Annotated in this window: 10 protein-coding genes; 3 read left to right on the plus strand and 7 right to left on the minus strand. The window is 67.8% G+C overall.

Annotated features, from left to right (window positions below):
* Positions 1-278: 278 nt before the first annotated feature.
* Positions 279-659 carry a histone-like nucleoid-structuring protein Lsr2 gene (locus DLJ59_RS27710; protein WP_124776033.1) on the minus strand — a complete coding sequence of 127 codons (381 nt, stop codon included), beginning with the start codon at positions 657-659 and terminating at the stop codon, positions 279-281.
* Between the two features lie 589 nt (positions 660-1,248).
* Here DLJ59_RS27710 and DLJ59_RS27715 point away from each other — a divergent pair.
* Together DLJ59_RS27715 and DLJ59_RS27720 are read left to right on the plus strand one after the other, a co-directional pair.
* A complete protein-coding gene (locus tag DLJ59_RS27715; RefSeq protein ID WP_148096972.1) occupies positions 1,249-1,674 on the plus strand; it encodes a hypothetical protein in 426 nt (141 codons plus the stop codon).
* Positions 1,671-1,976, plus strand: a complete 306-nt coding sequence (locus tag DLJ59_RS27720) for a hypothetical protein (RefSeq protein WP_124776037.1) — start codon at positions 1,671-1,673, stop codon at positions 1,974-1,976. Before DLJ59_RS27715 ends, DLJ59_RS27720 begins: the two co-directional genes overlap by 4 nt.
* A 220-nt stretch (positions 1,977-2,196) precedes the next feature.
* Here the strand turns inward: DLJ59_RS27720 and DLJ59_RS27725 are convergent, their stop codons facing one another.
* The 3 genes from DLJ59_RS27725 to DLJ59_RS27735 form a co-directional block, all read right to left on the minus strand.
* Positions 2,197-3,003, minus strand: a complete 807-nt coding sequence (locus DLJ59_RS27725; RefSeq protein WP_124776039.1) for a hypothetical protein — start codon at positions 3,001-3,003, stop codon at positions 2,197-2,199.
* A 125-nt stretch (positions 3,004-3,128) separates the two neighbouring features.
* Entirely contained in the window at positions 3,129-3,680 is a 552-nt protein-coding gene (locus DLJ59_RS37670; RefSeq protein ID WP_244236270.1) for a hypothetical protein, read from the minus strand.
* Positions 3,677-5,578 (minus strand): hypothetical protein, encoded by a 1,902-nt coding sequence (locus tag DLJ59_RS27735; RefSeq protein WP_124776041.1) that lies wholly within the window; start codon positions 5,576-5,578, stop codon positions 3,677-3,679. The genes DLJ59_RS37670 and DLJ59_RS27735 overlap by 4 nt, the downstream gene beginning before the upstream one ends.
* A gap of 331 nt (positions 5,579-5,909) precedes the next feature.
* Here DLJ59_RS27735 and DLJ59_RS27740 point away from each other — a divergent pair, with 331 nt between their 5' ends.
* Positions 5,910-9,206: an NACHT domain-containing protein gene (locus DLJ59_RS27740; RefSeq protein WP_124776043.1), complete on the plus strand. Its 3,297-nt coding sequence runs from the start codon at positions 5,910-5,912 to the stop codon at positions 9,204-9,206.
* A gap of 627 nt (positions 9,207-9,833) precedes the next feature.
* Here DLJ59_RS27740 and DLJ59_RS27745 read toward each other — a convergent pair.
* The 3 genes from DLJ59_RS27745 to DLJ59_RS27755 form a co-directional block, all read right to left on the minus strand.
* Complete coding sequence (locus DLJ59_RS27745) at positions 9,834-11,288, minus strand: hypothetical protein (protein WP_124776045.1); 1,455 nt, start codon at positions 11,286-11,288, stop codon at positions 9,834-9,836.
* On the minus strand, positions 11,260-12,102 hold the full coding sequence (locus DLJ59_RS27750; RefSeq protein WP_124776047.1) for a hypothetical protein: 843 nt from the start codon (positions 12,100-12,102) through the stop codon (positions 11,260-11,262). The genes DLJ59_RS27745 and DLJ59_RS27750 overlap by 29 nt, the downstream gene beginning before the upstream one ends.
* Before the next feature lie 436 nt (positions 12,103-12,538).
* Positions 12,539-13,069 carry a transposase gene (locus DLJ59_RS27755; RefSeq protein ID WP_124776049.1) on the minus strand — a complete coding sequence of 177 codons (531 nt, stop codon included), beginning with the start codon at positions 13,067-13,069 and terminating at the stop codon, positions 12,539-12,541.
* Positions 13,070-13,489: the final 420 nt, after the last annotated feature.

The raw sequence follows: 13,489 nt of genomic DNA on the forward strand, positions 1-13,489 counted from the left end.
TTACGCTGTGGCACGCGGCCACCGCCAGATCTAACGTTATGTCCACAACAGACAGACGATCATGCGGTGGCCGCACCTCGTCCACCAGCCCCAACAGCTACATCTCAAACGGCGGCTGTCGTACTAGAAACCGATGCGGCCCGGAGTAGCGGCGCCTCTTGCAGCACGGTGAGACGGGCGGGTAGCGAGGTTTGGCACCGTGCCCCGCCTGCGGATGCGCCGGTGCCCTCCACCCCGTCAGCCCAGAACGAGAAGGCAATCCAGCGACGAATAGGTGGTCAGCGCCCGGCCGTCGCGTCATACTCGGCGACAATCTCCCGAGGGATCCGGCCTCGATCCGAAATGTCCTTGCCGACCCTCTTGGCCCAGTCCCTGATCGCCTTGTTCTGATCCCGGTTCGCGACTCCGCCCGTACGGCCACCTCGTGAGCTGCCCACACCCGCCGCGCTGTGGGTCGCGCGCGCGGACCGTGCGACGCCGCTTCGTCCCACCTTTAGGCCATGGGCCGTGTACGGCGAGAAGGCGTCGCGCAGCTTCGCGGCATTCGCGGCCGATAGGTCGATCTCGTACTGAACGCCGTCGAGGGCGAACTTGACGGTTTCGTCGGCGCTTCCGCCGTCCAAGTCGTCGACCAGCTGATGAATGACTCGCTTAGCCACCGCCACATCCTTCCTAATTCTGCAGTATGTGTACTGAACAGTAACCGCCCGTGCCGCTGCTACGAAAGTGGGGCCTCGTGTAATGGCAATGTTTGCGGAAGCGCCTGGATAACGGGGAGTGGGCGGCGCCGAGGCGACGCAGTGCGGCGCCGTCGCGGTGACCGTCCATTACTCAGGTGTGCCGTTGCATGTGGAGCAGGAGAAGGATTCCGCCGGTGTCCTGAGCGGAGTCGCCGACGATGGGCCGGCTCGACGTCTCGGAGGACCTGCCCGGCGGTCACGTGGCGGTGCCGCGGGAAAGCATCCACGCCGCCGCGGCGGAGATCGCCAAGAGGTTGCGGCGACCGGTTCAGGAGTTGGGTTCGACTGCTACTTTCAGGTCGATGACGGTGATAGGTGGTCTGTCGTCGAGCGGCGAGCCGCGCCTGCTGGGCAGACCCGCAAGGCTCTGCGGATTCGCAATTCGCGGCAGTGGCCCGGGTTCGGGGCCGAGCGAGTGAACGGCTCCGGGGCGGTGCGCGTCCCACAGTACGTCTCCCATTCTGCCGTCTAGGCTTCGTTGGCGGCCCGCTCGCAAGCTCGCTGGCTCGTGGAGGCTGTCCCCAACCTCTTAGGAGATCGTGTGAACTCGGACGACATCGTTACCGACAAGGATCGGTGGGGTTACCTGAAGGGCACCCGGTTCGTCGGGCCCGACGAATGGGACCAGCGCCGGTCCAAGCACGTCGACCGGCGACGCCTGTTCCTGGAACCGCTGGCAGAAGGGCTGTCCCTTGCCGCCGACGAGAAGGGGCGGATTCTGGACTTCTGGCCGAACCGCTTCTACGAGGGGCCGATGTCGGATGCGATGCGCAACGAGGATGACCCGGAGTCGTGGACGTTGACGTACGACCGTTTCACGGCGATGACCTTGTCGGTTTTCATGATCGAAATGGTGGAGTCCGGGCTGCTGGCGACGCGGGGTAATGGGGACTCAGTCGACTACCGGCTCTGCCTGCCTGGCGGTGGAGCGTGACCGCCGAGGGCGAGCCGCCCGAGACACACCCGGTGCACACGGTTTCGGTCGATATGGGTCATGGGCCTACGTTTGAGGTGCAGGCCGTGCCGTTCAACGACCCGAGTGGCGATACTCCGCACGCCAACCTTTGGTTCCGTGTGACTGGTGGCGACTACGACATGGCGGTTTCGTGTCGGTCGCTGATCTCTGACGAGGACATGAGTGCGTTGATCGACGCCTTGACGAGTGCCCGCGAGGACGCGCGCAAGCAAGCTGCCCTTTTCGGCTGGACGTCGGTGCCCGAGCAATCGGCCGAGTAGCGCACTCCTTGCCTCAACGTGCGCGGCGCCGGCTCGCCGTTGGAGGGAGCCAGTGTCGCCCTGTTTGAGGTTCGGCGTACCGCCGGCATCGCTCATTCTGCGTTCTGTCTGGGTGTGGTGGTGGCCGTGACGGCGGTAGCGAGCGGCTGCTCGCGCTTCCGGGATGCGCCTGCTTCGAACGACCCGCGCAGCCGTGTGTCACGAGGGGCGGCCGGGTTGGTTATGCGGGGCCCCGCTCGGCATCGTGCTCGTTGACCCGGTCGGCGTAGGCGGCGAGGGCCGTGGCGACGTCGGCAGCGGTGATCTTCTCACCCTCGGCGTTGATGCCGTAGGTCATGGAGAACCACCGCGGGTCATCGGGGGCCATCCTCGCGTATGTGCCGAGGAACCCGGCCGGCTCCTGGTATAGCGAAATGACGGTTCCGAACGGCCACCGCCGCTCCCAGCGCACGTAGCGACTGGCGTACTTGGGATTCGGCGTGCGGCGCACCGGCGGGTAGGGCGTCCAGCCCTGCTGGAGCAGGGCCTGCGCGACGCCCGCGACGTGCTCTCGACCGGGGCCTGAGGTGCGGTCTTCTAGCTCGGCGATCAGCGAGTTCAGTGTCCCCTCGCCGGCGGGCTGCTGCATCACTGTGGTGCGCCGGCCGGTGGCGCTGGCCACGATCTCGACGTCCTGATGGTCGTAGGCTCCGCGCACTGCTGACGGCGATACCTCCATCTCGATAGCTAATGCCTCCTGTGTGTACGGACGTGGGCTGACGAATTCGCGGGCGTAGGCGACCAGTAGGCGGATGCGCTCGTCCGCCGCAGCCTTGGCCCGTTGTTGCTCCCCGAGGGCGAACAGCAGCGGGTCGTAGTCGTGCGTGATCCACACCTCGCGCAGTCGCCGGGCGGTGTCGGCGCGGCGGGCCAGCACCTCCTCCAGCTCCTGCTCGTAGAGGTCGCGCTCGTCGGCGTCGGCGTCGGCGGGCAGCGGTCGAGGCAAGGTGTGGAGCAGGGCGGCGACGTCATCGCTGAGTTCAGGCATACCCAAAGAGTAAGCGAGAATCCGCACACTATGCAATCACCCGTCATGTGTACGGGGGATGCCGGCGGCATCGAGCCCAGCAACGGGTACCAATCGAGCGACTCTCTGCCTTGAAGGCGGTGGGTTCAGCGTCCGCGCGTGAGATGCGGGCAGGTGCCGCGCTGCTGGTAGCTACCGGACACATCAGCGCCCACGGCTTCCCAGAATGGCTGCGAGCTGCGGAAGTGGCCCCCGAGTGTGTGCCATGCCAGGCCGGGGTGCTCGGCCCGGAGCGTGGCGAGGCCGGCGCTGGCCAGGCCGTGCCGCTGGTACTGGGGGTGGGTGTAGGGCTGCTCTACCCAGCCGATTCGGCAGCGGCGGCAGACTCGGTAGTCGACGGCGAACGCAAAGTCGCCGTGGAGGTTAGCGGCGCGGGTGCGCCATCCGTGTCGTTCGGCAGAAACGGTGTCCTGCCAGGGTGTCGTCAGGGTCGGGACGACGGGCCAGCCGGTTCGGCGGCCCCACCGTCCCCGGGTGACCCACAGGGCCAGTTCGCGCCAGGGTTCGCGCCCGGACACCCGGCCGACTGTGCCAACCTCCGCCACGAGCTGACGGACCGCCTCGGCGAGGGCCGCCGTGTCGGCCGCCGGCCCTTCCGGGTGGGCGGGGGCCTCACGAGGGACGGTGTTCTCGCTCATCGACGGTCCTGCCGCCGGCGGAACAGTGCTTCCTGGTCCTCGCGGACCCACTGCTGGACATCCGCCCACGACAGGCGTAGCGCGCCTTTACTGGTGACGATCTGCTGCCACAGCCGACTATGCGGACGGTTGCGCTGGTCATCCGGGTGCGTGGAGAGCCGCTGGACCCAGCTCTCGTGGGTGGCGGCGGTCCAGTCACCCAAGGCGCACCGCACGAGGGCCTGGTACACCACGGCGGGGGAGTTGCCGCCGTATCCGAAGGTGTATCGCGGCTCGTCACCAGGATTCGGGACCGGCTGCGGGGGCAGCAGCGCGCCGTCAGGGCCGGGAGTCATGGCGAACAGGCCGGTGGCGGAGTAGGTCTCGTCGGCGGCGATGACGGTCTGCTCCGTCCAGCCGGCGGGCGGCATGCTGGTGGGCCATTCGATCAGCAGTTCGTCGTCGAGGTGCGCGAAGCCGGCGGTGAGGTGCGCGACGAGGCGCCCCTGCGGATCACGATAGATGGCGACCAGCCGCTCGCGGGCGTTGACCAGAAGCTGGTGGTGGGCGATGGCGGCGTCGCTGGCGTCCTGGGTCAGTAGACGGACCAGCCGGCGGGTGGGGTGCTCTGGATCGCCATGCGCGTCGGCAGGGGTCAGGCCGGTGAGGTGGCGGCGGTACTCGTCGCAGATCGGGCCGTGGGCGTCGGGCCAGCTGTAGGTGACGGGAAACGTGTAGACCCGCTCGGGATGGGTGGCGGCGAGTCGGCCGCGTAGCAACAGGATCGCGTGCCGTAGCGCGTTGCCGTACGGGTCGTCGGACCGCCACTCCCGGTCGGCCTCGACCTGCGCGAGTCGGTCGAGTTCATCGGCGGCGGCCTCGGGGTCGAGGTCGCGGCCGGCGGCGACGGCGCGTTGCTCGGCCACGGCGGGCCAGGCGGGCGGCTGGGGTGCGGCGGCGAGGTACCAGCCGTCGCCGGTACTCGGGTGGGTCAGCGCGGCGCTGACGTCGCGGTGCGCGGCGCGCGTCTCGCGGGCCAGCAACGCGAAGGCCTGCGGGTAGGTGGTGTGCACGGAGTGCTCCAGCGCGGCAGTGAGCCGGGCGATGGCGGCGGGCCACTCTGTGATGGTGTCGGCAATCGGCAGTGGGCGAGGCTGGTCGAGCAGCCGGACGGTCCGCATGATCTCCGGGGTGGTGGTGCCGGCCCACCACAGCGGCACGGGCCGGCCCAGGACCCGGGCTACTTCGGAGGCGAACACGGAGCCGGCGTACTCCGGCGCGTCCGGGCGGCGCTGCCGGCCGATGACGGGTTGCCGCATGACGCCGACCGGCTCGCGCTCACGCTCGCGCTGGGGCAGGAAGCGGCGCAGCATCGCGGGCAGCGCGGCCGGCGCGGGATCCGGCACGGGGTCGGGCTGCTCCGGCATCCGCCACAGCTCCAGGTGCGGGTACGGCCCGTCGGACTCGGGGTCGAGCAGAAAGGGCTGCACGACGACGGCGCCGGGGCGACGGTCGGGGTCAAGACGCGCGATGGCGGCTTCGGCGATGGTGTCGCGGCTGACGTCCTGCCCGACGTAGCCGACGGCGTAGACGACCGGCTGGCCAGCGCCATCGAAGATGGTCACCGCCGCGGTGTGCCCTCGGGGCAGGTCGATGTCGCCGGACCAGATCACCTCGGCGGACTCGCTCGCGTCGGGCCAGCCGAACGGCCACACCGCGTCGTCGGGCACCGTCCGGCCGGTGGCGCGCAGCCACCGGTCGATGGTGGCGGCGCTCCACACGTCGGCGCCGTCGGGGTCGACGCCATCGGGCGCCGGCAGCCGGCGCTCGCCGTGCAGTACCCGCAGTCGCTGGGCGCTCATCCGCGCCCGGCGGGCGAACTGCGCCAGGGTGTGCGAGCGGGAACGTGTCATTGTCATGCCTCAACCCTCCTGTTGCGAAGAAGGTAACAGTCCAGTCGGGACACGCCAACCATGCCGCGCTCAAAGAGCAACACGGCGGTGTCAATCACCTACCTTGCGGACTCCTCGCCGCCCTCTGGCGGCCGGCGGACGAGCCGCCGGAGTTAGGTCCGTATCGACGGCGATGTGATTTCCTTCGGTGGGGCTTTCACTAAGCGCAAGGTGCCCGCTCCCGTGCCAACCTCTCCGAAGGCGCCGTACCCGACGCTGTCGCACGGCCCGGAGGCGCCAGCCGAGCTGTGGTCCCGCGATGAGCGGTACGAGGCGCACACGACAGAAGGGATCCGGGGTGGCCAAAGGCGACGGAGGCGGGGTCGGCAACGAGCGCGGAGCGGCGCACCGCCGTGGGCTTGCAGTGCTGCTGGCCGCGCGCGGCCTGGCCAGTTTTCCGTTAACGCTGCACGATGGCTCGAAGTTCACGCCGAACCGCCTGCAGTTCGAGTCTGATCAGCCCACCGACGACGTCATCTGCACCGCGACTTCGGGCGCGCGGATGTACGTGTCGGCCAAGCGAAAATGCGGCGACGACGACCAGAACGTGGGCAAGACCGTCAGACAGTGGGTGGCCCAAGCGGTTTCACTGCGCGGTGGTGACGTCCTGGCACTGGCTACCTCACGCCTGAACGGCGTTATGGAGCACATCCGCGACGCGCTCAAACGCCACCACCAGTACCCTGACGCCGCCAGCCCGGTCGACGAGGCGGCGGCGCTGAGGGCACTAAGCACCAGAATCGCCGCCGCGACCACCGACCCAACCCTGCAGACGCAGGTGCTGAACGCCGCCTTCGTGCTGGTCAACGAGTCCGTCGAGGCCGGAGACGAGGGCTTCGAGTTCGCCGCGGCTTTGCTGGAGGGCGGCGTGGTCGGTGTCGGAGAGGGCTTCGCCGCGGCGCAGGCCCTGTCCGCTGCCTTCGGCATCCAGGCGAGCAAGGCGGCCGCCAGCAGTCTTAGCGACTGGGTCCAGATCCTGCGCGCGGCGAAGCTCACCTTCCACGCCGACCGCCGGGGCCCAGCCGGGGCGGCCGAGCACGCCCGCCAGCTGGCCATCGAGGGCTACCGGGACCGGCTCGCCGGACAACTCGGCCGCGTCGATCTGGCTTTGTTGGCCGAGGATGTTCCGCCGCTGACGGTTGCGGGGCTGCCCGCAGGGCTACGCGTGGCCATCAACACCAAAGCTGGGGACGTCGACAACATCGAGTCGCTGCTGGCGATCGCCCGCCGCTGGCCGCGCCTGCTACTGACTGGCCTGCCCGGAATGGGCAAGAGCACCGCGTTACGGCAGTTGGCCGCCCAGTGGATGACTGCCAGCGGCACGCCAACCCCGATCCTTGTGCCGTTGCTGGAGGTCGCCGCCCAGTGTCGCACTGCCAACGACGTCACGCTCAGCGTACTTTGCCAGGTCGCGGCTGCGTCGGCACCAGCGGGCCAATACGAGGATCTCGGAGCTGAACTGGAGGCGGAGTGCCAGCGCGGGCAGGCCGTCCTACTCCTCGATGCCTTCGACGAGTGCCCCAACCAGGCCGTCCTCGCCGATGGCCTCCAGGCAGTCCTGAACGCTCTTCCCGCACAGGTTGGCGTCATCCTCGCCACCCGCGACAGCGGCCAGCGCGCCCTCGGCCGGCTCGGTCTGCCGATCGCAGAGCTCGAACCCGCCCGCAACTTGGAGCAGGTGTTGGACCAACTGCTCGCGCACGTCGCTGCCGCCCGTCAGATTGAGCCGGCCCAACGCTCCGGGTGGCTCGCCGACCGGCACCGCTGGCTGCGTGCCGTGCGCCGCGAGCACCGCGACGTCGGCCGGGTCCCGTTGCTCGCCACCTTGATGACCATGGAGATGGCTGACGCGACCAGCGCGCCCGCCGCACAGGGCCAGGCGCGCTTGCTGCACTCCGCCATCAAGCACAGCATCGAGCGTTGGGAACGCCACCGCCCCCAAAGCCTGGGAGCTGACCCCGCTCAGCTGCTCGACGGCTACGCCGTGCTCGGGACACTGCTGACCGACAAGGGATCGGCCAGTCGCGCCGACGCCGACCAGGCGCTCAGCGCGATGCTGGGCCAGCGGTGGGGTATCGGGGCGCCGGGGCTCGCCAGAGTATCCATCGATCACATCTTGCGGTTCTGGGACCAACACGTAGGCGTATACGTTGCCGGGAGGGACGGAAGGATTACCCCACGCAGCCGGGTGTTTGCCGAGATTGGCGCCGCGATGGCGGTGGACTGGCTCACCGACGACGAGCTGACCGCATGGATCGACACTATGCTGACCAGCCGTAACCGTCGGGCCGCCGTACTGTTCGCCGGCGAGCTCGATCCGCGAGTTCTGCCCCTCCTGCTGGCCAACGGGACCGTCCACCGAGGTGCCCGCGCCATAGCAGCCGCCGAGCTAGTCGAGCGCGGCGCTCTCCTCGATGACACCCAGCAGCGCATGTTGATGGAGCTGCTGGACACGGCCGCTGCATCGGCCATGGAGAGCTCCGGCCACGAGAATCCGCAGAACTGGACCTACGTGCTAAAGCTGGCCGCTCTGAAGCTACCAGCGCTCCTACGGAAACAGCGGCGGCAGTCGTTGGGCTCGTTGTGCACGGCCGAGCCGGTACGGATCGTGGCCGCGGCGCTGACGGCCCTCGCCGACGCCGCCGCCGACCACCGGGAGCTAAGTCCGGCCGAGGTCGCTGCCGTCCGGACCGCGCTCACCGTCTATTCCCCCGACGGGATGCCCGCGGCCGTTCGCACCACGGGCAGCTACAAGGTGCTGCTGCCCGGGAACCTGCACATCGCCAGGTCCTCGGTGGACCACCTGTCCGTGCTCGGCGACGACATGGTCCCGTACATCTGCGGAGTGGCTCGGCTGGGCCGGCTGGGAACGTACTCCGACATTGCGGCGGTCCTTCGCGGCCGTGGCTACCATCCGCGTCTGTCCCCGCGAGAACATAACGCCAACCTGATTACACAGATGTTCGGTGGCCCGTTGGAACACGGCACCCACGTCCTGCCGCTTCTACAAGCCGCCAGGGATATCAGCCCGCCGCCTCTCGCCGAGATATCCGTCCACGATCGGTGGCGTTTACCCGAACTGTGCACCTTGGTCGGCCTGATCGGTGTCACGACGGCCGACGCCGGTGGCTACCTCGCCGCCCGCACCGAGCCGGCCGACGTCCTGATCGGGTGGCTGACCGCAGTAGCAAACGCGGCCGGCCTCGATCGCGGCGCCGTCGCGGCGCAGGCGCAGGCCGCAATCGACGAACAGCAACGGAGGGAAGACCCGTCCGTCTTCGACATCCTCACCGTCCCCACAGGCGAGCATCTGCCCGCCATCGATTCCCGCCGGCTGACTAGCGCCGACCGACAAGCGCTCCTGACGGCACTGAACGCGGAATCGACCTGGATCGCGGAGTCGGCCGCCCGGATTTTGACGACCGACGCCCACCTTGCGAGCCAACTCCATCAGCAACTCCAGCACGTCGGCCCGCAAAGGCGCGAGCACCTCGTCAAGTTTATTCGCGCGCACACAGACCGGCTGGCACCTCTACCGGCCGATCAAGGCGATCGGTTGGAGCCGATCGAGGTTTCTGTGGCGAATCTGATGTGACGGTCAGGCGTAGTTGGCACTTTTCAACGGTTGTTGGCACCACGGCGGTGTTGATGTCGGCGTATGCCTCGCGCGCCCTGCTTGTAGTCCTGGGGTCCGGCCTGTCAGTAGTAGACGGGTATCAACTCGATCTGGCGGATCCAGCCGGAGAACGCTTGTTAGCCGGGCTCGCCGCCGGACTCACGAGGCGGGGTATGGCCTGCACGGTCAACCTATCGCCCGAGGGTCAGGACGACCAATGCCTGGCGCTGACGGACGGACCGTCAGCCTGAACGCAGTCACGCCGCTCGGCCCGCAGGCCGAGCGGCGTGGTATTTACGCTTCGTGGTCGTTAATGGTTACGGCACCTGGCAGGCCGGCGGCTGACCCGCCGCCGAACGCTGATTCGGCGGTTCCGGCAGATCAGCGCCAGCGCCTCGTCCGATTCACCCCCCGACCGAGCCGCATACCGATCCACTGCGGCGACCGCACGTAGGCTTATGGCACCGATCCGGGCAACACGAGCGAGGTCGATGTGGTCGAGCAGGTCAAGCCCGACTGCACAGAGATCGAGCACGATGGCACCGGCAGGTGCCGTCCACCGGCGGAGGTTGCAACGCCACCTGCCGAGAAGCGCCTTGTTCGTCGTCATACATCCAGCGTCGGCGCGTCCGGAAGCGGTGGGCGGCGCTGGGCAATGATTGGCGGATGTTGGCGGTCCGCGATTTCGGACCGCATCATCTTGGCGGCTCCGTTCAGGTAAAAGAGTGCGGCCTCAGGGTCGTAGCCGAACCTGAAGATGCTCAGCGGGCCGAAACCGGGTTGCTCGCGGAGAGCGTTCGTCCGCTCATCGATCGCGGCGAGCGCCGCGTCCCAGCCAGGCTGGTGACGCCATCGAGCGCGGGTGTACTCGTACCAGAACGCCTGGACGGCTTCCGACTCGGTATCGCCGAGCGCCGTCAACAGATCCTTAATGTCCGACGAAGCGAAGCCTAGGTCGGCAAACGCCAGGTTGGAGGTGCGCAGTCCCTCATCCCAAGCCATCCGGTCCAGTTCGCCGAGCATGATTCCGGCACCCGCCAGGTGGTGGTCGAGGCGCAAGGTCGGGGCATGGCGCGCCATCTCGGGGAAGTGCCAGAGCCCATAGTCCATCCGTGCCGGCCGGTTTCCGACAGCCGCGTGACGGTGACGGGTCACTGGTCCGGTGCCGTGGCGGGCCGCCGAGGGTGAGGCACCGGCGTCCTCGTCACGGCCAGGTGTCGAGTCGTGAAAGTCGAGGGTCACGGCTAGCCATTCGTGCTGGAGCAACTCGGCTGTGTGGAGCCACACTTGCGCTTCCGCGAACTGCTCCAACCCGATCAGTTGCCGGCCCACCTCTTGTGCGAGCCAGGGGTGGGTTACTCGCGTCGTTTCGATGAGCCTCTGCATGAGTTCCACAAACGCGCGGCGAGCGCGATTACTGCTCGCCGCCGCTGAGAAGGCAATCAGCGTTGAGACCAGCCCTTGCACGGCCACGAAGCGTGGATAGTAGAAGAACGCCTTCCCGTAGATGTACCCATGCAGGCTGTAGGCGTGGTAACCCTCCTCCTCGGTCGCGTGCGGATACGGCGGAGCGGGAGGGTGATGCTGGACTCCATCGAAAACTGCCAGCATGGCCTCCAGCCCGTTCCATCCATGGACGAAGGTGTACGGACGGGACCGCGCGCCGGCCAGCGCAGCGCTCGGCACCAACCCTGTGCAAGCGTGGAGAACCGCACGGAAACCCGCTTCGACCCCACCGTCATCACCAGCATGGGTCACGAAGACCGACAACCCACGACTTGGCGAATCAAGAATCAACGGGGCTAGCGGGGCAAACCCGAACGCACACTCCGCACAATGGACCAGCTCTTCAACCGGACGGCCAGCTGAGACGATGACCAGACCCGCGCCGACCTCGCGGTAGGTGCGACGAACCGCGTCGTGGAATGCCGGGCAGGCATCGATGTCCACATACTGGACCACATCATACCGTACGGTGCAGCGACGGCAGCGCGGGCAGCAGATATCGAGAGGTACGTGCGCGACATACTCATTATCGAGAATCTCCGGCGCCAGCGGCATCCGCTCCTCCCTGTCTGCTCGACGCTCGCGCTGCACGCAACAGGCCGGCGACGGACTGAGCGGGGAAACAGACGGTGAATCGCCGCGACGTCTCGTTGCGCTCGCCGCTTCCGAGTGGCTTCCAGGTCGCTCGCAGCTCCATCTCGTACGTGAATCCGTCAGGGGCCGTTACCTTTAGAAAGAATCCGTCGGTGCCGTTGGGTTCGATCAGGTGGTGCAACTTGAGCAGCTCGACCGGCAGTAGACGATCGTCAAGATTGGCGCTCAAGTAGTACTCGTCGATCGGGCCGGCAACGGTCTCTGCGATGGTCCTCTGGAGCGCATCACGACGGATCGGGCGCAGCTCTAGCGACATGACCTTGATCGCCTCGCTGGTGCAGTTGGTAAGGGAAAATCGAATCTCGGCCTCGGGTATGGCTACGTTGGGCGACTCGATCGCGCCGATGTCCAACACGCATTCCGCGCTATCGTCGAGCGCCGGCAGGTTGCTGTGATGCGGGTTGGCCGCCCGCCACAGCCGACGGAACCGACGCAGCGCCTCCTGCTCGTTATGGCGAGCGAGGCGGGCGAGCGTGAGGGCAACGCTTTCTGTAATCATCCAGCTAACCGGTTTACCGTGCAGCATCAGGCGAACCGTCTCGCGGCTAACCGGTGTCGAAAGTTCGTCACGGTCCACTCGCCGTTGAATCGCGGAATTGACAGCCCCAGCCCCTGGCCGGCCAGCCTCGGCGTGGAGCTGGAGCAGCGCCCGGGTGAGATCAGCCTGCGGACTGGTCGGCAGGTCAAACTCGGTTGGCGTTTCTGCCATGGCCACGCTCACCCCTCCCCGCTCCGGCGTCGCACTATGCCGATGCAGGCGCATCGGTGTGTCCAGTCTCGGATACGGGACCCTGCGGCAGCAACCATCCTGTCGAGTACCGCAGTGAGACGCCCGGGCCCGTGCGTTGAGCGGCCCGATCAGCGAGAACTGACCCAGTTTTGCGGCGGGAGGTCAACGATCTAGCCGTCAAACGGACTCAGTGGTTGGAAGCGGTCGATGGCCGACAGACGGCGATCAGGAACATGAGCATGGTCACGCCCCCGAACGTCGCGGCTCCACAGCGGCGGGGCGAGGCTGTGGTCATCGAACGGGCTCGCCGCGGTCGTTGACAAGGGCGATGAACCTAGGTTGAAAGGGAGCCGGGGTGCGCCGTACCCGCGCGAGGGCTCGTGGGCCCGGGGTGATCCTGGGCGTTGCCCCGGCTCCCGGCCTAGGTCCCGTGTTCCGTTTCGGGCTCGGGTTCGGGTGATGCGGTGAAGGCGCGGTCCTCGTCGTAGGCGCTGCCGGTGCGCAGGCAGTAATGCAAGCTTCCGAGGAGGCGAGCGTAGAGCCGTCGTAGGGCGGCGGGGTGGTGATCGCCGGCGGCGCGGCGGCGGTCGTAGAGCGCTCGGGCGCCGGGGGAGCGGGTGAGGGTGGCAAAGGCCCATAGGTGGCCGGTTTCGGCGAGGATCGGGTTCGCTTTGCGGCGGTGGCTGACTTTGTGGGAGGTGCCGCTGGCCCAGGTGATCGGCGTTGCCGCGCAAAATGCGCGCAGGTTGCGTGGGGTGGGGAATCGGTGCGGGTCGTCGCCGAGTTCGGCGAGCAGTCGCGCGGCCAGTAGCGGGCCCATTCCCGGGAACGACCTGTATATCGGTGTCTGTGGGTGCTGTTCGGCCATCGCGTCGATGTGTGTCCACAGGGTGTGTGCTGAGGCAATGGTGGCGTCGAGCTGGGTGAGTAGCGCGGCGGCGTGACGTCCCATCGCGTCTTCTACCTCGGCTGGTTGGCGGAGTGCGCGGACGTGGAACAGTTCGTGGAGGCGGGTCGCTTCGGCGGTGATCAGCCGGGTGCGTCCGGCGGAGCTCAGCAGAGTTTCAAGCCGCCGTCTGGTGAGTCGAGTGGCCTGTGTGGGGGTGGGCGCGGCGGTCAGGATGAGGCGGGCTTCGGGTCTGGTCAGCCCGCCGGGTAGGTGCGCCCAGGCGGTTGCTGCAGCTGGGTAGTAGTCGCGTAGCACCGACCGGAGTCGGCGGGCGAGCAGACCGGCGGTGTGCGTCGCCGGGTCTGCTGCACCGATAGGTGACAGTTTCAGTCACGCGGCCTGACTGGCCGATGGGGTCATGATGGTCTCGTACTCGATAGGGGTCAACCGGGACAGGGATCGTTGGCGTCGGCGGCGGTGGTA

It is taken from the genome of Micromonospora inaquosa, from assembly GCF_003857055.1.
Classification (GTDB): Bacteria; Actinomycetota; Actinomycetes; order Mycobacteriales; family Micromonosporaceae; genus Micromonospora; species Micromonospora inaquosa.